The organism is Acetobacterium wieringae (assembly GCF_026646375.1).
GTDB lineage: Bacteria > Bacillota > Clostridia > Eubacteriales > Eubacteriaceae > Acetobacterium > Acetobacterium wieringae_A.
In genome coordinates this window covers 57,204-77,535 of the sequence record NZ_JAIPPU010000013.1, presented here as the reverse complement: position 1 = coordinate 77,535, position 20,332 = coordinate 57,204, and the positions used below count along the sequence as shown (strand labels likewise).

The window sequence follows — 20,332 nt, the reverse complement described above, 5'->3', positions numbered from 1 at the left end:
CTGGTCAGTTATTCCCTGTTCTTTTTAACCTTAAACCGTAGTACGGTCTTACGTTTATCGACGCTTGTCCGGCGGGGATCTGACAGATAGATTTCCCGATGGGTTTTATCAATCCGCAAATAGCCATGGTCTTTGCAAAAGGCTTCCATCCGTTCAAAGCTGGCCGGCTCATCATCATAGCTGCCCAGATGCAGCATCTGACAACAAAGTCCTTCATTTAGCGCTTCAACCTGAAGACCCTCAAGCCAGGGATTGGGCTTTTTCTTTTTCACCTCATCAAGAAAGCGCTTGGCCAAATCAGCCGTTAAGAAATCTGGCTGGCGAATCATAATGGTATAAGCATAATTGCTCTTGTCGGTGCTGTCTTTGGTCTTATCCACCAGATCCCAGACTCCTTCAAGGGGGAAAACCGCATAATCATAATACCCCTCGGGAACCGCCTTGCCCTTATGTGACATTTTAACGGCATAACTAAAACTGTAAAGGGCGGCCACCGCCTCGGTAAATTCGTCTCCGTTTGGATCCCCCTCCCCCTTAATTAGGGCAAAGGGAATTGCAGGCACGTCAATGATTGACGGCTGCCTCTTGGGAAGGTACAAGTCCTTAAACTGCTTTTTATATTCCACCTTTTCCACGAATAAACCTCCTTTTAATTAAGCGAGATATAGATGTGTATCTCGGCGTTTCCCATGTCTTCGCCTGGCTGATATTCCTCAAAATCACAGCCAAATTTCCGGTCAAGGGACATCTCCCAGAGCTTCATCCAAAACTCTCCCACTGCCTTTTGAACATCCCCATGGACAATAAATTTTGCATAGTTTCCAGGCATAATGGTTTCAATCGTGACCTGTTCGGGCTGTAGAACCCCGTTTTCTACCTCGCAGCCGACCATAACATCGTAAGCACCCAACTCAGCCTTTTCGTAATTGGTATAAAGCCCGATACATTTTTCATTTGTTTTGCCTTTTAACAAGGCATCAATTCCACCACCATAAAACTGTTGCCAGGTTGCGCCAATCTTTTCACCCATCTGGGGATCAGTGTTGCTGGTTCTAATTCGTAGTCCTGCCACTTTTTTTTCGTCCAATTGCACTAATTCATATTCCATAATGTATACCTCTTTCCTTCATAAGATAGCTTCAGTATACATCCTTTAATATGACATCTGATGTCATATTAAAGATATTTTTTTAAACTATTGACCAGTTTTTTTCTGATCTGCTCCCGTAACCACAAGGGCTCCATCACCTCAACCGCATCCCCATAGGACAATAAATACCCTTCAATCCAGCTATCCTCCGGCAGTCTGACTGAAACGATAAAGCTATCATCTGCCTGCTTTTTTATGGCCTGCTGATCAAATTCATCATAGACCCGAAAAGCCATCGATGCCTCAATTTTAAGAACCAGTAAAAACTCTTGGGGTGTTCTCTTAAACAGCTCAAAGTCCACCTGGGGAGGAGTCTCCCGAACAAAGTATTCTGCCAGAACTTCCAGATTTCTGATACGGCTGACCTTAAAAAAGCGGTTTTCTGCTTTGCTCAGACAAAATCCGTACAGGTACCAAGCCTGTCCTTTAAAGAGCAGCTTGAGGGGCTCAATCGTCCGTGTGGTTGCTTCGCCATAGGAACTGTAATAGTCAAACCGAATACGTTGATGTTTTAATATAGCGTTTTTCAGGTGATTAAACTTCTCCTGCTCTTCCAAACCGCTGCCCCAATTCGAAAAATCCACATCAATCCAGTCAGCATTGTTTTTTTCAAACAAGACTGCCAGCTTTCTGAGTACCGGCTCCACTTCCGGCACATTGAGCGCCTTCATGCCCTGAAGCGATGAAAGCACATTGATTTGATCGTTTTCCGATAACACGGATTTTTGTATGACATAATTACTTAACAGGCAAATTCCTCCGCTTTTGCCTTTTTCAGTATAAATGGGAATACCGGCCGCACTCAATACCTCCACGTCCCGATAAATAGTGCGCATGGATACTTCAAAGTAATCGGCGAATTCCCGGGCTGTGACCTTTTTCTTTTCGATGAGCATATAGACCATTTCAAACAAGCGATTGACCTGCATTAGCACTTCCTCCACATTGACTGTTCATATTTTTGTTCGGCGTTATTCCCTCAATTTTATCTTACCTTAAGTCGGTTTGATTTTTTTAACGCAGATTGCCTGGTTATCAGCGCTCCCAGAAAAAAGACCATTCCAATATACCCATAGTTAACTGCCAGTTTCACCATTATTCTCAAAATATTGATACAGCGTTCTTTTGGTAAACTGGGCTTCCAACGCAATTTCATCCATTGAAGCCGACTCAAACCCATTTTGACCAAATATTTTTTCAGCTACAGCAATGATTTCTTCTTATCCGTTCCCGTTCTCTTCGGGTTAGTTTATCCATTCGTTGAACCCTCCATTTCACATATTAAAACACCACAATATTTTTTTGCCCTGCAAAAAACGCTGCCCACACGGGACAGCGTTACGTTTTAATTCACAATAATCTGTTTTAAATATTTAATAACCAGATCGGCAAAACGATTGATGTCCTTGATGTAGGCAAAATCCTTGCCATAGATCAGCTTTTCAGCCATCAGATCCTGTTCCTTGCCAGTAAAGACGCCCAGCACCATAATGCCCTGCTGTCTGGCTAAACGAACTTCCCGGGCGGTATCGGCAATGGCCACCCGGCCCCGATATGCCTCGGCCAAATCATTGACCTGGCCCTTCCCGACCTTGATATCGTTGGGTCGGCCATCACTCAACACAATCAGGATCTTGTTGTCTTCCCGGCGTTTAATCAAATCTTCACAGGTCGCCTTAATGGCCAAACCATCGCGATTGTTTCCAGAACAGTAATACTCAAAAATATTATCATTGGCCGAAAGCGGTGATTCGTAATCCCGGAAGCGTTTAATAACCGTATAATCCAAAAAGCTCGAAAAACCCAGTACCCGGTTGGGTAGCCCTAATTGGGTTAAGGCCATCGCCAGGATATAGGCCTGAATCGCTACCTTGGACTGATTACGCCGCTGGGAACCGCTGGAATCGATGAGAATATCCACCACAAAGCTGCCTTTGTTGTTATCGATATTCTTGACAAAAACCTTATTGTTACTGCTGCGGCCAATCCGCCATAGTTTGCTGGGGATCAGCTGTCCGGAATCCGACGGGATGGCATCGACAATTTCCTCTTGCACCAGGGTTCGGGACATGCTCTCCCGCAGCTTATTGATATTGCGCTTGAACACCTTGTAGTTGGCCCGAAACACATCGGTATTTTTGACCTGATGACGCTGTACATATTTTTGTTGGAATTCATTGTCGCTATCACTGCGGATCACACCATCGGTCATGTGAATCCGACAACTACCATGAGCCCCTTTACAAACCCGGTTCTGAAGCTTTTTAACCTCGCTGGTTTCTAAAAACGAGTTGCCATAATAATAGGCCACCTTTTCATAAATTTTTTTAATGTCCTCTTCCTGAACCCGCAATATCCGGTTGTCGGCGTTATTGGATACGTTGGTCATATCCCCCTGAGATTCGCCCAGCAAGGCTTCGGCAATTTCTTCAATCGAAGCTTCGATATCAAGGTCTTCCGGATCTTCAAACATTTCTTCCAGCATAAAGTCCGAAAAATCCCCTCGAATGTGATTTTTATTGTGACCGGATTCGTACGCTTCACCGCCTTCACCCTCGACAAACAGCGGGAAATATTTCACATAAACATCTTCGATCCCCTTAAGCAGTTCAATGGTGTCCTCCCGTTGCTGCAACGCCATAATGTCGTTAGCAATACTCCGGGTTTCAGTATCGACCATCGGGGTTTTGCCGATTTTTTTTAGAATCATGGCATGGCGAACCTTTTCCAGCAGATCGTCGGTGTGGAGCTTGTAATAATTGGAAAGGATATCGTCATAGGCATTTTTACGGATATCATAAACCCCGGGGCGCTCGGCAATAATCTTTTCTTCCACCACTACATCACTGCCCATGGCAATCAGACTTAATAGAATATCCTTATTAAAACCAGCCCGATGACGGCTGATGACATATTTTTTAACGGCTGGCCAGTTAATGTATTTGCGTCGTCCGCCAGCAGTGACGGCGTGGTAAAGGGCGACATTTTTGGAAATAAAACTTTTCTCGCCACTGTCCATGTTTTCGTCATAGTTCCCGGAAACCGTCCACATCAGATTGGCGACCCGATTATCAAATTCGTAATCTTCATAGATCCATTTGGCATCCTTCACAGTGCTTTCCTCCCTTCGCAGGATTGTAGGATTTTAGATGGTAAAGACATCGGATGCTTCCCAGCTTTCACGGATCCGGGTTTTGATGACATCCAGGACAATTTCCTTTTCAAACTGGTCAAAGGTTTTGCCGATGACACCCATATCCACGGCCAGCATTGGTTTGAGCCCTCGACGGATGGTTTTTAAGCTACCGATAATTCCCCGCAGATCCACCGATTTTGTCGAAATTTCGGAGTTTTTCGATTTTTCCTGAAGATCCAGAAAGATCCCGGCAAACTGCGGCAGGATTTCGGGATTGGCATCGGGAAAATATTCTTTTAGAATAATCATCAACGTGTCTTCTTCAATCTGAGGAATGTCAATGGTCATAAACCGGGAGACCAGTGCTTCATTAAGCTCTTTGGTTCCGGCGTATTCATAGTTCATGGTACCGATGAACCGGGTGGCGTCATGAAGCTTGATTTTTTCGTAACCCGGTACATCAATAACCTTGCGGTAATCAAGCGCCGAGTGGAGTACCACCAAGGCATCATTTTTGGCCATATTGATTTCATCAAACACCCCAAAGCCACCATTAATGGCACACTCATAGACGGAGCCCCGGCGCAACCGAACCTCGTTATCAATGAAGGTATCGGTGCCAATCAGGCTGGAGCTGTCGGTATTGACATGGAAGGAGGTATTCCACTGGGGCCGGTTAAAAAGCTCGCAGATATTATCGGCCAGAACATTTTTCCCGGTGGCCTTGGGCCCAGAGAGCAGAATGTTTTCCCCCTCTAAAATCGCAGTAATGCACATCGACCAGATGTCCTTGCCATAAAAAACGGTTTCGGTACTGGGAACCCGATCCTGAAGGCGGTCTTCCAATTTATAAAAATGTTTGAAGTATTTTATATCGTCAAGCAGTTTCTCGCTGATTCCCTGTTTTAATAGTTCCTGTGTTAATCTCATTTGTTTTTCCTTTCTGTCAATGCCCGGCATCGATTCGGCGAAGTTTATTTAGAATGGTTTGAATATAACACAAAACCCAGCGGAATGGTTAGAAAAAATGCAAAACCACAAAAATTTATACCTTTTCAAAGATCCATACGATCGCCATCAAGTCATCAGTATAAACTCGTCTTAATCACAGGAAAAGCAAAATTTAATAATTCTTCTAAACAAAGAAAAAACTAATAATTTCCCCTTATTTGAAAGGAAAATCATTAGTTATTCTTACTTATCATGTTTTTATGGAATTATTCGATCTTTTGTCCTGATAAATCCCAGAAAACGTTGATTATAATAGTCAAATTTTTCTTGCAAATCATAAGCGCCGCTTCGTCTTGCCCAGTCAAGGATGAACCCCCGGATAAAAACCAGGTACATATCCGTTATTTCACTGGCGCTCATTTCAGTTATAAATTGTCCCTTCGTCTGGCCTTTTTCAATTATTTTTAGAGGAATTGAAAAAAACATCCGCTCCCACTCCTTTTTGCTATCTTCCGGGGTGTTCGGTAAGGGCATTCCGCTGATCAAGCGAGCGATGACATGACCGGTGCTGGCAACTTGCCGCATCACGATTCGTCCATATGCCAGTAGATTTTCATATTCATCGTCATCTGTCAGTTTATCAACCGCCTGTTCCTCGAGATAATTATCGATTTCTCCGAGAATTTCTTTGATCAGGGCATTCTTATCGGAAAAATAATGATAAAAGGTTCCCGTCGAGATGTTTGCGGTATCGCAGATCATCCTGACCGTTAAAGAATCAAATTCATACTCTTCCATCAGTTTTAAAACGGCGTCCATAATTGCTTTTCTCTTTAAAAGCTGCTTTTCTTTAACCAATTGCTTTCCTCCTGACTGCAACAAATGATTGTCGCATATCGTTAAAATTTTAGCAGATAAAAGCACAGGAGTCAAACAACATTCTATAATTCTGTTCTATTTTTTGTTGGTAGCTAAAACAGCAACTCCCCATTACCACGCGAGTAGCTGCTGTTTTAGGTTCAATATCTATTCATTCGCTGTTACTTTTTTTTGATGTCATCCCATTCTACGAAGATTCTTTTGTCCTTTAGTTCGCTAATTTCTTCATTGCTATAACCAAGTTCCCGCAACACTTCCAGACTGTGCTCTCCCACATAAGGTCCTCTGGTGTATTCCGGCAGACCCATTTCTTTGAATTTAATCGGCTGACGCAGCAATGTCCGGGTATTACCATTGTCATATTTCAGTGAACAAAGAAAATCGTTGGCCCAGGCCTGCTCATCCTCCAGGATTTCTTCCCAAAGCTGGGCAATAGCAAAGGGAATATCTTCTTTGACAAAGATTTCTTTATGCTCCGCGACGGTTTTGGTTTTCATGTAGTCATTGACCAGGTCGTAGATATGCTTTGAATTTTCGCCTAAAGTTTCAAAATCACAATACTTGGGATCATTCTTTAATTCCGGTTGACCGATGATTTCCATAAACTTGGGAAAGAAAACATTGTATGGGGGCATCGCCAATTGAATCAATCGTTCGTCGCTGGTTTTGAAGGCATTCATAAAGGGATTTAGCATATCTCTTTTATTGATTGGATAACGGTTGCCATACTGCGCTGACTGCACCAGTAAGCCCAGGGCATAAATTGCACAATGGTAAAGACTAACGGTTACCTTTTCTCCCTGCCCCGTTTTTTCGGCCTTATAAAGTGACGACATAATCCCCGCAGACAGGTAAAGACCAGCCTGGTGATCACCTAACCCCGCAACCAGATTCATTGGGTCCGAGCCCTTTTCATATAAGGTGCCCAGCCATCCGCCTCTGGCAAAGAACGCAGTGAAGTCAAATCCCGGTAAATCTTTATCTGGACCCAATTCGCCGTAACCGGTCAGATGGGCATAGATAAGTTTTGGGTAACGAACTTTGATTGTCTCATAATCAAGACCAGCTCTTAACAGTGCGTCACTGCGCCAGTTGGTGATAAATACATCGGCCTCATCCAACATTTTGAACAACACATCTTTTCCGGCTGGGTCTTTTAAATTCAGGGCAATGCCCTTTTTCCCGGCATTTTCCAGATCCCAGGTGGTATCCTCATAGGGATCAGAGGGTCGACCTTCACTCGGGGCGGTGGTTCTCAACGGATCGCCGCCAAACCCTTCGATTTTTACCACGCTGGCGCCTAAATCGGCAAAATACCTTCCCGCACATGGAGCCGCTACATAAGTAGCTAGCTCCACTACTTTAATTCCACTAAAAACATTCTCTTGCGAATTCATTTTTTTGCCTCCTTAGGCTTGTAACTTTATTTTAATTTAAACAGGATTATTAACTGGACCTCTTTCTTTTGTGTAACATTGTAATCGTAAGTTCCAGCTCATCTGTTTTGAAATGGCTTTTTATGTATTCGTACTTGGGTCGGTTGCATAGAGCACTGTTAAATCCACCATCCGTTTATCGAAGATGGTTGTCAGCGCCATTACCAGTGCTGAGATCGGCAGACATAAATAGACTGCCTGGCTGACAATATGTGATTGCGGTACGGCAATCCAGATGACCATGACAACCATCGCCGATAGAACCGTTAAAAAACAGGTGCTTTTGCGCAAAATCTTCGGTGCGTATAAGATTGCAAAGATCAACAGAGTATATGGGGTATAAAGCGTCAGCAGCTGCATCAGGAAACTGATGATGCCACTGATGTTCATGGCGACAAAGAGTCCCATTAACGCTGAAAGGATCAGCACGACCTTGGAAATGATCAGTTGTTTTTTATCCGGCATATTTTTGTAAATTAAATCAACAATAATATTCTTCGTGACGATGGAAGAAATTCCCAATAATAAGGCAATCGCCGTTGATACATCCGCCGCCCAGAGACCGGCAAATACCATTCCGGCAATAATCGGATTTAAGGTTATTGTTAATGCCGGCAAGGCCATGGCACTGTTTTCCAGACCGGGAAATTGAATGGCGGCCAGAATACCCAATGCTGCTGCAACAAAACCAATCGGAAAAATCAGCACCGCTGCTGACAACATCCCTTTTTTAGCATGTTTTTCGTCAATCGCCCCCAGCGTCGGTTGATACAAGGTTTGGTTTGCCGGGGTGTTAATAATCATCGTGATGACCCAGCCCAACAGAACACCAGGTCCCATCCCACTGACTAAATTAGTCCATTGATTTCCTGTTGGAATCGCTGCTGCTACCGTACTGACACCACCCATCTGGGTGATGGCGGCAATGACTGCAACAATGAGCCCTAAATATATGACAATAACATTGACCAGATTAGCCATACTGGCACCCAGTAATCCGCCAATAAATGAGACCAGAATATAGACCATGGTGGATGCAATCATCCCGCTGGTAAAATTGAAAAATTCCGGCAACAGAGTACTCAGCAAAGCCCCGCCCGCAACGATCTGAAGGGCATTGATGCCAAATAGAATGATTACCTGAATAACGATTGCGATGGTTCCGTCAACTTTCCCGAAGGTTTTTAGAAATACTTCACTGACTGTATTAATGTTTAACTTTCTGACTTTTGCTGAGATGAAAAGGCCAAACACCACCGCTCCGGCTGCCCAGGCACCGGTGTACCAGCCCGCTGATATTCCTTTGGTATAGGCATTTTGAGCAACACCAACGGTACTTGAGCCACCGACGGCATTCCCGGTTACCATCACGGCAATCAGGTACCAGGGCAATCGTTGTCCGGCCAGCAAATAATCTTTACTGGTGGATGTTTTTGTGAGCTTGGTTGAGTAATATGCAATTCCAACAATCATTAACATATACAAAATAACGATAATCAAGGGTAAATTCACTTTATTCACACTCCTGTTCAAATCTTGCTTGAGCACTCAAGCTAATAATTTCTCATTTACTATTCCAGAAACAGGTTTTATCTTGTGATGATGCACTATTGCATCAATTTCCTTTTGATTCCTATGTTGATACCTGCAATAATTCCGCTAATCGATCAATCCTGATAACTCTTTCGCGCCTGTTACTATGCTTCGTCCCATAAAATACTACATGATGGGAATGTTGTTAACGCTTACAATTCTTTTGTCCTGATAACCTTATAACTGCTCCAACCAACGCAGGAGGTGTATCTGCATTGGTTGAAGAAATAAGTCAAATTATTAATTTCTTATGTAAACAATTGGAAGTTTGTCTTTTCGATGGTTCTCTGAACTGCCCGGGATGGTCTGATCCCGGGGTGAGTCCAGGCTGGTGATTAACCTACTTTTACAATAATTGCCGCAGCCGAATCGCCGGCTGCACAGCCACAGGCCAGTACATAGCCACCGCCTTTGATAACCGCTTCTTCAATACCTTCCATCAGCAATCTGGCAATGGTTGGTCCCTGAGGATGTCCAAATACCAATGAGGTTCCAAAATTGTTGATTCGTGATTGCTCAATCCCCAATGCTTTTCCCAGATGAAGGTCATTCGCAATGAAAGGACTATGGTTTTTAATCGCCACCAAATCATTGACGCCAATCCCGGCATTGTCAAGGGCCATTTGGACGGCTCCAGCCGGTGCTGCCGGCATGAAGGCTTTTTTCGTTCGATTAAAGCCATAGGAAATGACTTGAACCGGTATTTTTTCAGTGCTTAATTCTGTTGCTTTTTGCTTGGTGGTAATGATCATCCCGGTATTCCCGTCAGCTGGGTGGGTTTGCGAACCAAAGGTATGAATCCCGCCTTCAGCTACCGGTCGAAGTCTTTCCAGACCTTCTCTGGTTGTTGCGGTCACACCCTCATCTTCACTGATGACCAGGGTACTTTTTCGTGACTTCAATTCGATCGGGAACATATATTTTTTCTGGAAGGCCCGATCATTGGCCAGGGCATCGGCGTATTGTTCATAACGCATTAAGGTTACTTCATCCGCTTCTTCTCTTGTAAAACCACCTTCTTTGGCGACATTCTCTGCGGTAGTCAGCATCCCAAAGCCTGTTGAAGGATCGCGGTTGATGTTGTCCATGTTGACATTTTCCGACAATACTTCACCTCCTGGGCCTTGTGGATTTGGCCAGACAATATGCGGCGCATTGGATATTTTATCAAACATCATACAATATGCAGTTGACAGATTGCCGGTTTCAACGGCCATCGCTGCTGTGTAAATGGTATTGGTCGATGTAGCACAGGCGTGAGAAACCGCCATTCCGGGAATATTTAGTCCCATTTCATTGGCGGCCCAGGAGGCACCAAAGAAAGATCCGGGTTGGATAATGGTATGACCCAAATAAAGGAATTCAATCATTTGGGAATCTAAACCTTTTGCTTCGAAAAACCGTTTGCTGGTGTCTGCCGCCAGCTTAATGGCGTTTTCATTCTGAAGACTTCCCTGCCATTTACAAAATGGTGTGCTAAAATATCCGCCATAGGGAATATATGCATTTTTAAACATTCTTTTCTCCTTTAATTTTCTTGTTGCTTTGTTGCGAAAGATCAGTGAGCTTTACTCTTATTGACATGAACCTAGAACATAATAGCTCACTTTCTTTTCGCCACAACTTTACTGATTTTATTTAGCCTATGCTTTTTTATAAGCTGGAGCTTTTCCTGGAGGTGCTGTTAAACCAGTCCAGGCATCTTCAGTTGAAAACATCTCGATCAGTCGTCCTAATTCCATGGTGATCGCTTCGTCAATTGAAACCTTTGACTGGGCTTCCATCAGCTCATTGGCCACAATCAGGGCCAGCGGGGCTTTTTTACTGATGATTTTGATGGTAGCCTCGGCAAAGTCGGCATCTACACCGTCAGGAACAATACCGTTCATGATCTTATCGAGGTTTTCCCCTACAAAGATGGCCATTTCATTTTCGAAACCGTCGGCAACTTTTTTGCCCTGGTATTTGTCTCTTTTTTCCTGAGCAGCCACCTTCTTAATCGTTTCTTCCAGCTTGTCAACGGTGGTCAATTCAGTGATCATTCCCATCTTTAGGGCTTTTTCAGCACTGATTGATTTACCAGTGAAAACATAGTATTTAGCCAGCTCTTTGCCAACCAGTCGTTCCATTCTGATCATCCCCCCCAAACCTGGATAGATGCCGATTCCGGTTTCCGGGAATCCGAAGGAACCTGCTTCGGTCGCAACAATATATTGACATGCCAGCGCCAATTCGCTGCCACCACCCAGAGACAGCCCATCCACAACAGCAATTGTAGGTTTTGCTGAGGTTTCAAATCGTCGCAATAATTCATGACCTTTGCGGGTAAACTCAACGGTACGATCGAGGGTTTTGTTTTCCATGTTTTCAATGAAGAATTTAATGTCAGCTCCAGCAATAAATGCTTTCCCAGCGCCAGCGATGGCAATTGCTTTTACTGCGTCATTGCTTTCGGCTTCATCAAATTTCTTTTCCAGTTGGTTGACAACCGTTTCATTCAAGGCATTCATCGCCTCTGGTCGGTTGATGGTGATATAAGCAATATCCTCTTTGACTTCAAGTTCAACATATTTGAATTCAAACGGTTTTCCGCTTTCATGTTGTTTAACCAGTAATTCCGGCATTTTAAAATCAGGGTAACGCTTACACATGGCCTCAACCACTTCATATACTTTGTCAATGCCCAGCTTGTTCATGATTTCGAATGGTCCAAATTTCCAGGCCAATCCAATTTTTGCTCCACGGTCAGTATCCTCGATTGAAGCAATCCCTTCATCCACTAACTGACAAGCCACACCGAGTGAAGCCCCGAAAAGGAAATCGGTTACTTCCTGAATTTTTGATTCATCCACGTCACCGCTTAGGTCGAACAGTTCTTTTGACTCGACCTGGTCAATCAGCAGTTGTGGTGCTGCATAAAAATTACCCAGCTCGTCTTCCAGTGTTTTTGCTGAATGAACCGCAATCGGAATACCAGTCACGTTCATCAGTTCAAACGGTCCCATGCCAATGCCAAAGGCTTTTTTGCAAGCTGCTTCAATGGTGGGAATATTGGCAATTCCTTGTTCCAGAACCCGTACTGCCGAGACATAGAACGGAATGAAGATTCGATTTACACAAAATCCTGGTGAATCCTTTACAATGATGTTTGTTTTGGCATGTAGTTTTCCGATCAGTAATGCTGTATTCAGGGTTTCTTCGCTAGTTCCTTCATGAGGAATGACTTCCAACAGTCTGTTTTTAGCGGGATGGAAGAAGTAATGCATCCCCACCACTTTGTCTGGTCGACCAGTCCAAGCTGCCAGTTCGTGCACATATAAGCTTGAGGTATTGGTCGCCAGGATGGTTTTGGGATCACATATTGCATCCAGCATTTTGAACAGTTCACCCTTCATTTTCTTGTCTTCAAAAATTGCTTCAACAATCAGATCCATGTCTTCAAGATCTTCATAAGAGGTTGTACCTTTGATTCTTTTTAAGGTTTCCTGCATTTTATCGGCGGTAATAACATTTCGTTCAACTGCCTGCTTAAGCATATTGGTGATGATTCCGATGCCGCGTTCAACCAGCGCATCATTCATATCAACCAATGTCACATCTAAACCTTCCTGGGCCATCTTCTGAGCGATACCACCGCCCATATTTCCAGCCCCAACAATACCAATTTTGTAACCGTTACTCATTATTGTCCTCCTTTTTTTACCGTTTTATTTTGACGGTCGTCTGAAAATTCACTATCCCAGCTTAGCTGCCAGTTAAAATCCAAGCTACGTCATTCTTTCGAATACGTCTCCTTAATATAACACCGTTCTAGAATCATTTTCTAGAACGGTGTTATATTTATTATACCTGTCATTACTCAATTGTCAATAGCTTATTTTTAAATGTTATTTTTCTAACAATATTTAAGCATTCGTGCTTGTTGCTTGTCTTTTTTCTGCGAGTTCAGCATTCATTTCTTCCATTCGTTTCGGTGTTAAAGAGTACATTTTGAACATTAACAGTAAACCAACGATGATAATAATGGCTGGGTATAATGAGAATCCATTTTTGATTCCCTGAACCAGTTCCGGCGTAACGGCCATATCGGCGACATAGTTTACAGAGCTGAGAACCGCAGCAATGATCATTGAACGAACAAAGATCGAAATTTTGATCGGGAAACTGATCAGTGACATAACAAACCCACGGGCATTTTTGCCAGTTTTCCATTCGCCATAATCACTGGTAGCAGAGTACATGGCAACACCCAGTGAATCTGGCAAACCATAACCAATGTAGGCCAGTAACATGATAATTTTAAAGGCGGTAGCCTGAAGCGGGATAAACCAGACGATTAACAAACCGATAACCAATAGACTCAAGGCGATCATATAGGTATTTTTTTCACCCAGACGTTTGGCAATCGGAGCGGCAATCATCGCTGAAAGGAAGTTAATGACAGTTAATCCCGTCATAAATAATGCCATGCCTGGTAAATCGTTGATAACATATTTAAAATAATAGAAGGCCATTCCGAAAATAATAAAACGGCCCAGGTATCGGCCCAACTCAACGATCATCAAGCCCATTAATGGTGGGTTGACAATAATTTGTTTGAGCATTTCACCAACGGACATCTTGTCAGCTGCTTTTCCCACAGGTGCTGCACAACCGTTAAAAGCGTAATCCTTGGTCAGGACAAAATAAATCCAGTTACAGGCAATCATGATACAGCCGGTAATGGCGGCCATGTAGGTATAACCTAAGACTGGGTTGCCAACAGCAGCGCCAATGCTGGTAATGGCTTGCACCCCAAAGTAAGTAAATGCCAAGGTTCCCAGAGCATTGAACATCCCACGGTTACTGGCCATGGAAATTCGTTCGCCACGATCCAAGGTCATGGCATTATTCAACGAGATATGGGCAGCATAGAAGGTATTCCAGACTAAATGGCTAACAACAAAACCCGTAAAAATAATGATTGCCGTAACGGTTCCAGACCCGCCCAGCTGGGCAAACTGCAGAATATAAAATAGCGCGGCAACTGGTGGGCCGACCAACAGCCAGGAACGGTATTTCCCCCATTTTAGATTGCTTTTCTCCAGAATAACACCCGATGTCGGAACCGAAATAATATCGACCAGACTGGTTGCCAGTAAGAGTGTACTAACCAATGCCAGTGGCAATTTGACAAAGTCAGTCAAAAATGCCGCAAAAAACATGACCTCGATGGTGACGAGGGTCTGAAACCCGAAGGACGGTAACCCGTAAAGGTTGACAACTGATTTTTTCAATGGTTGACTCATGATTTTTCTCCTTAAAACTTTATATTTTTAGTGCTTTGTGAATAAACTTATAATTCTTCTAAAATGGCTGGAATCACTTCGTAAAGATCACCCACAATTCCATAGTCAGCCACTTCAAAAATCGGAGCATTTTCATTTTTATTAATGGCGATAATATAATCCGAGCTTTGCATTCCAGCCAGATGCTGGATCGCTCCGGAGATACCGCAGGCAAAATAGATTTTTGGCTTAACGGTTGTTCCGGTTTGACCGACCTGATAAGAATGGTCAATCCATCCTGAATCAACACAGGCTCTTGATGATCCAATGGTACCGCCCAGTTTATCGGCCAGTTTTTTAAGTAATTCAAAACCTTCCGGATTACCCAAACCCAGACCACCGGAAACAATAAACTCGGCATCTGTCAGTGAGGCCAGCTCGCCGGCTTCCTTAACAATTTTGATAATCTTGGTGCGTATTTCATCCTCTTTAAAGTTGACGTCCAGTCGGATCGCAACACCTTCTCGTCCTGCGACATATTCCGCCTTGTCCATGACTCCAGGTCGTACCGTTGACATTTGTGGTCGATGGTTTGGACAAATAATCGTGGCCATCAGATTCCCACCGAAAGCTGGTCGGGTCTGACGAATTTTTTTGTCATCCGGATCAATTTCCAGTTTGGTACAGTCTGCGGTTAAACCGGTATCGCAGCGAACAGCCAGACATGGTCCGAGGTCCCGTCCAATATGGGTAGCCCCCAATAAAATGATTTCTGGTTTGTATCGATTAATGGCTTCCTCAATAACCTTGGTGTAGGCATCCGTCCGGTAGTTTTTCAGTTCTGGATGAACGGCCTGATACACCTTATCAGCCCCATAGGCAAACAATTCATGGGTCAGTGCATCGACTTCATCACCACAGACCACGGCACTCACATCGGTGCCGATTTCCGCAGCCAGTTTTTTTGCTTCGCCCAGGAGTTCGATAACAACCGGCATCAGTTTGCCTTCACGCTGTTCAGCAAACACCCAGACCCCTTTGTACTCGCTTAAATCTTTTTTAACATGATCTTCTGTTTTTTCAATGGCATCAAAAGGACACTCATCCACACATACGCCACACCCGGTACAGGCGTCGCCAATTACGGCAATTTTATTTTCCATATCAATGGCACTGAAAGGACAGCATTTTACACAGATGGAACATCCTTTGCATTTTTCTACTATTACTCTAACCGACATCTTTTTCGTCCTTTCTAAATAACGTGTAACCCTTTTAATTTTGAAACTAAGTTTTTACTCATTTCGGCCGCTGTTCCGTTTAGCATTTCGCCTTTGCCCTTGGTGGGTGGTGTAAACGAACGGAAAACCTGGGTCGGTGATGCTTTTAAACCACAGTTTTCCGGTGACAGCTTGATATCCTCATGTCCCCAGATGGTTATTTCCTTACTGCAGGCATCAACAATGTTGTAAATGCTCATAAATCGCGGTTCATTCAGTTCTTTCACGGCTGTCAGCAGACAGGGGGTCGAAACTTCAATGAGTTCATAGCCGTCTTCCATTTGACGCTGAACTACGACCTTATTGCCAATCACTTCAACATGCTGAACATAGGTGACCACCGGAATATCCAGCCGCTGGGCGGTTTGTGGGCCGACCTGGGCGGTATCGCCATCAATGGCCTGACGGCCGGCAAAAATAATATCCACTTCACCGATTTTACGGATCCCCGCTGCCAAAGTATTGGAGGTGGACCAAGTATCCGCACCGCCAAAAGCCCGATCACTGAGCAGATAGGCATCATCGGCGCCCATCGACAGGCATTCCCTGAGCATTTCGCAGGCCTGTGGAGGTCCCATCGTTAATACCGACACTTTAACATTAGGGTCATTATCCTTAATGGCCAGAGCTGCTTCCAGGGCATTGGCATCATCCGGATTCAGGATACTGGGCACCCCTTCCCGTATCAGTGTTCCTTTGACCGGATCAATTTTAACTTCGTTGGTATCCGGCACCTGTTTTACACATACTAATATTTTCATATTTAACATTCTCCTTTATTTGCTGATTCGTCTGCTACTTGCGTTGTCATTCTTATTTAAGCAATTGGCCGGCTATGACCATCTGCTGCACCTGAGAGGTGCCTTCATAGATCGTGAAGACCCGACAATCCCGATAAAGCCGTTCAACCCGATATTCTTTCATATAGCCGTAGCCGCCATGGATCTGAACCGCTTTGGCACAGATTTCATTGCAAACTTCCGAAGCGTAAAACTTGGCCATTGAAGCCGCCATCGTGGCATTCTGATTGTTGTCTTTCTTATAGGCAGCATCGTAAACCAGATGTTTGGCTGCCTGCAGCTTGGTAGCCATTTCGGCAATCATGAAGCTGATGCCCTGGAAATCGGCAATCCGTCGACCGAACTGTTTTCTGTCCTTGGCGTATTGAATGGCTTCATCCAGGGCTGCCTGAGCCACCCCGATGGATTGTGCAGCAACACCGATGCGACCGACGTCCAAAGTTTTCATGGCATTGGTAAAGCCCTGATTGAGTTCACCCAGCATATCCTCTTTCGGAACCCGCACGTTTTCCAGGATGATATCGCTGGTGGCACAGCCGATCAGACCCATCTTATGTTCAGGTTTCCCGCATGAAACACCTTCAGATTTCATATCAACGATGAAGGCGGTAATCCCTTTTGCACCTCTGCTCATATCGGTTTTGGCATAGATCACCGCATAATCGGAAAATGGTGCCATGGTGATAAATGTTTTTCGTCCATTTAAGATATAACTGTCGCCATCTTCCACCGCTGTGGTTGTCATCCCGCTGGCATCCGATCCGGCACCGGGCTCGGTCAATCCAAAGGCCAGGATTTTTTCGCCGGTAACAACTGGTTTTAGGTACTTTTCCAGTTGTTTCTCGGTGCCAGATAACAATAGCGGGCCACCGCTCAGTGAATTTGGCGAAGACACATACAGACTGGCAACGGCACTGGCTCTGGCAATTTCTTCCATTACCACAACATAACCCCGGTGATCGGATCCGGCACCACCCAGTTCCTTGGGAATTTTAATTCCAAAGAATCCGGCTTTACCCATTTTATTCAAGATTTCTTCGGGAAAAACATCAGTTTCTTCTATTTTATCCAACACTTCCGATGTCAGTTCTTTTTTGGCAAAATCGCTTGCCAATTTTCGAATTAATTCATGCTGTTCATTAAAAATCATTCTATAAATTCTCCTCTTGTATTTCTAATTGAATTTCTTCCTTCATCTTTTTAACGTCAATCTTGCAACTGTCATTCAGGGGAAATTTTTCATATAACTTAATAACCTTCGGCATTTTATAAGCAGCAAGATTATCGCTAATCAAGGCTCTGATTGAAGTGACCGTAACACCCCCCGCCGGAGCTTCGACACCGGCAACAATTTCTTCCTGGACCACCGACATTGGAATCCCAAAGACCTTTGCTTGGACTACACCCTCATGCATTGCGATCACCTCTTCGATTTCCTTTGGGGAAATATTTTCACCTGAGCGTATGATCATTTCCTTAATCCGGCCAACAATATACAGATTGTCGTCCTGATCGAGATAACCGATATCACCGGTTATCAGCCAGCCGTCTTCGGTAAACACTTTGGCGGTTTCAGCCTCATCCCTGTAATAACCCTGCATGACATTGTAGCCACTGACTTCAATTCGCCCGGGCTGATCCACTGCTAATGGCATCCCGGTCTCAAGGCTGATAATCCGTATCTGAACATTGCTGATGACTTTCCCCACTGTTTTTGAGCAGCGTTCCAGGGAATCATCGTAACTTGAAAAAGTGATACTTGGCGATGCTTCCGTCTGCCCATAGGACTGTTTGAGATGATACATGCCCAGGTCCTCAGCAATTTTCAGGTAATCGTTTGGAAAGACCGATGAGCCGGCAATGATGCCCGAGCGCAGACTCTTCAAACTGAAATTTTCTCGTTCCTGGTGATGCACAATGGCTAAAAACTGTGACGGAACGGCATTCAAGACATTGCAGTGATATTGATCGATAACACCCATTACGGTTTTGGTGCGACAATCCGGGGTGACATAGAGACGGCCACGATGAACAAATAGTGACAGCAGACCGGTCGACAGACCAAAACTATGAAAGAGCGGTAGCGCCAGACAAACCTTTTCCTGATCGTTCCAGTGCATCGATGAAACCGCTTCCCGGGCCACATTGATCAGCTGAAAATGGCTCAGTAAAATCCCCTTGGGCCGACTTGTCGATCCGGTGGTAAAAAGCATGCTGGCCATATCATCGGGCCTGATTGCTGCTTCCCGGGTTTTGAGCAACCCGATCTCGGCATCTGTTAGTGGTTGCTGATGCCGCAGCTGCTTCCAGAGCTCCTGACCGATTGACAGTCCGGGGTAACCCCCGGAGAGACAATCTGCCTGTTTTCCATAAAGTTGATCACCGTAGCAGATATAATCCACGTCAGCAAATGCCATCATTGCATCCGCTTCTCTGGCTGAAAGCTTGGGATTGACCAGCACTGATACTGCACCAATTTTGGCGATGGCAATATAGCTGCAAATCCAGGCCAGTGAATTGAAGCTCCACAAGGCCACGTGTTTTCCCTTTTCAACCTGATCAGCGATGAGCATCAAAGCCAGACGATCCGAAATAAAATCAATATCTTTCCAGGATAAAATCTCCTTTTTATCGATTATGGCCGCTTCATCTTTTTTCTCTGCCACGGATTGATGAAACTGCTGAATTATCGTTATTGATTTTAATTCCATTGCTTTATCTAAGTATTTCTCTAAATGTTTCTACGGCTGTTCTGACTTGCTCATAGTTAGTCATCTGACGGTCAATTTCAACCAGCAATAAGGGAATGTTCTTTTCTTCACAAACCTTTTTAATCATGACATAATCAAATTCTTCCGGATCACAGAATTTTGTCATTACGAAAATAACGCCCTTCGCCTGGTATTTCGCAACCAGATCCACAGTATGCTCTGCAATCGCTTTGTCGACATTAAAGAGTACCGAACAGTTATCCATATCAGCAAACTTCCCGGCCAGGCTATCCAGTCCTGTTTCTGCCGGTTTGGCATCAACCTGATATTGTCGTGATTCGCTGGCGACATTATCCGCAACGATTTGCATATCATTATCATCCAGTATCTTCAGCAGATCAGCGGCATCAACCAGAATACCGGTTGTGACAATTTTAATTTTCTGGTTTGCTGTTTTCTCTGCTTTTGTCAGTTCACCGATCAAGTCTTTAACCAGGGTGGTATGCTCGGATTTCTCCATGTAGAAAGCACTTTGGAAAATCGCGTTGCGATCAGCAGCCGTAACTTCCGGATAATCATTTAAACAGTCTGACAATTGTCGCATCACGGCATTGTGTTCGTTGTAAGTGGCGATGGATGCGGTTAACTTGGCATCGTAAAAACTTTGGCCGGTAGCTTTTTCCAAATCAGCAATAACCCGTTCGTATCCAGCCTTGGTAAATGCTTTGCCAAAGTCGGCTTTACGATTCTGCGGATAAACCATCGGGATGAAGGGAATATTTTCAACCGAAGATTTCCAGTTTTCACCCAGACATTTTAACGAGTCACAGAGTGACGGAATAATGATTGCGGAGGCACCTGCAAATTCACCACGAATACCTAATTCCAAGATCGATTGCATCACTGAGCAGATAAATGCTGGAAAATAGGTTTTCGCTTCTTTGATTTCAACGTCAGCTCCCCAAGTGCCCATTGGAATCATGCCCATGGCATGAACAATTTCTTCTGGAGTATAGACTGGCGCACAAAGAACAACTTTTTTATCCTGCGCCAGGTATTTTTTTAATTGTTCCTTTGGTGAGGATGCAATTTTATGAAATGTTTGTAAACTTTCTTTTAAACCCGACAT

17 protein-coding genes are annotated in these 20,332 nt (G+C 44.2%); all 17 read right to left on the bottom strand.

The window, feature by feature from the left end:
• Positions 1–8 precede the first annotated feature (8 nt).
• A complete protein-coding gene (locus Q7P33_RS12545) occupies positions 9–635 on the bottom strand; it encodes a GyrI-like domain-containing protein (RefSeq protein WP_303870779.1) in 627 nt (208 codons plus the stop codon).
• A 14-nt stretch (positions 636–649) separates the two neighbouring features.
• A complete protein-coding gene (locus Q7P33_RS12540) occupies positions 650–1,108 on the bottom strand; it encodes a GyrI-like domain-containing protein (RefSeq protein ID WP_303870777.1) in 459 nt (152 codons plus the stop codon).
• A 68-nt stretch (positions 1,109–1,176) separates the two neighbouring features.
• A complete protein-coding gene (locus Q7P33_RS12535; protein WP_303870776.1) occupies positions 1,177–2,079 on the bottom strand; it encodes a YafY family protein in 903 nt (300 codons plus the stop codon).
• 147 nt (positions 2,080–2,226) lie between these two features.
• Positions 2,227–2,361 (bottom strand): helix-turn-helix domain-containing protein, encoded by a 135-nt coding sequence (locus tag Q7P33_RS18055; protein WP_369693305.1) that lies wholly within the window; start codon positions 2,359–2,361, stop codon positions 2,227–2,229.
• A gap of 134 nt (positions 2,362–2,495) precedes the next feature.
• Entirely contained in the window at positions 2,496–4,262 is a 1,767-nt protein-coding gene (locus Q7P33_RS12530; protein ID WP_303870774.1) for a VWA domain-containing protein, read from the bottom strand.
• A 33-nt stretch (positions 4,263–4,295) separates the two neighbouring features.
• Positions 4,296–5,216 carry an AAA family ATPase gene (locus Q7P33_RS12525; RefSeq protein WP_303870772.1) on the bottom strand — a complete coding sequence of 307 codons (921 nt, stop codon included), beginning with the start codon at positions 5,214–5,216 and terminating at the stop codon, positions 4,296–4,298.
• A 279-nt stretch (positions 5,217–5,495) separates the two neighbouring features.
• Complete coding sequence (locus Q7P33_RS12520; RefSeq protein ID WP_303870771.1) at positions 5,496–6,095, bottom strand: TetR/AcrR family transcriptional regulator; 600 nt, start codon at positions 6,093–6,095, stop codon at positions 5,496–5,498.
• Positions 6,096–6,277: 182 nt separating this feature from the next.
• Positions 6,278–7,513, bottom strand: coding sequence for a CaiB/BaiF CoA-transferase family protein (locus tag Q7P33_RS12515; RefSeq protein ID WP_303870769.1), 1,236 nt, complete (start codon positions 7,511–7,513; stop codon positions 6,278–6,280).
• 120 nt (positions 7,514–7,633) lie between these two features.
• A complete protein-coding gene (locus tag Q7P33_RS12510) occupies positions 7,634–9,064 on the bottom strand; it encodes a sodium:solute symporter family protein (protein WP_303870767.1) in 1,431 nt (476 codons plus the stop codon).
• 416 nt (positions 9,065–9,480) lie between these two features.
• Entirely contained in the window at positions 9,481–10,662 is a 1,182-nt protein-coding gene (locus Q7P33_RS12505) for a thiolase family protein (RefSeq protein WP_303870765.1), read from the bottom strand.
• A gap of 126 nt (positions 10,663–10,788) precedes the next feature.
• Entirely contained in the window at positions 10,789–12,828 is a 2,040-nt protein-coding gene (locus Q7P33_RS12500; protein WP_303870763.1) for a 3-hydroxyacyl-CoA dehydrogenase/enoyl-CoA hydratase family protein, read from the bottom strand.
• A gap of 222 nt (positions 12,829–13,050) precedes the next feature.
• The gene (locus Q7P33_RS12495; RefSeq protein WP_303870761.1) at positions 13,051–14,433 is read right to left on the bottom strand and encodes an MFS transporter; all 1,383 of its coding nucleotides are present in this window, start codon (positions 14,431–14,433) and stop codon (positions 13,051–13,053) included.
• A 47-nt stretch (positions 14,434–14,480) separates the two neighbouring features.
• Entirely contained in the window at positions 14,481–15,653 is a 1,173-nt protein-coding gene (locus tag Q7P33_RS12490) for an electron transfer flavoprotein subunit alpha (RefSeq protein ID WP_303870760.1), read from the bottom strand.
• Between the two features lie 14 nt (positions 15,654–15,667).
• Positions 15,668–16,453: an electron transfer flavoprotein subunit beta gene (etfB, locus tag Q7P33_RS12485; RefSeq protein WP_303870758.1), complete on the bottom strand. Its 786-nt coding sequence runs from the start codon at positions 16,451–16,453 to the stop codon at positions 15,668–15,670.
• A gap of 52 nt (positions 16,454–16,505) precedes the next feature.
• Positions 16,506–17,642 carry an acyl-CoA dehydrogenase family protein gene (locus tag Q7P33_RS12480; RefSeq protein ID WP_303870756.1) on the bottom strand — a complete coding sequence of 379 codons (1,137 nt, stop codon included), beginning with the start codon at positions 17,640–17,642 and terminating at the stop codon, positions 16,506–16,508.
• 1 nt (position 17,643) lies between these two features.
• Positions 17,644–19,158: a class I adenylate-forming enzyme family protein gene (locus Q7P33_RS12475; RefSeq protein ID WP_303870754.1), complete on the bottom strand. Its 1,515-nt coding sequence runs from the start codon at positions 19,156–19,158 to the stop codon at positions 17,644–17,646.
• A 49-nt stretch (positions 19,159–19,207) separates the two neighbouring features.
• Positions 19,208–20,332: a 2-hydroxyacyl-CoA dehydratase subunit D gene (locus tag Q7P33_RS12470; RefSeq protein ID WP_303870752.1), complete on the bottom strand. Its 1,125-nt coding sequence runs from the start codon at positions 20,330–20,332 to the stop codon at positions 19,208–19,210.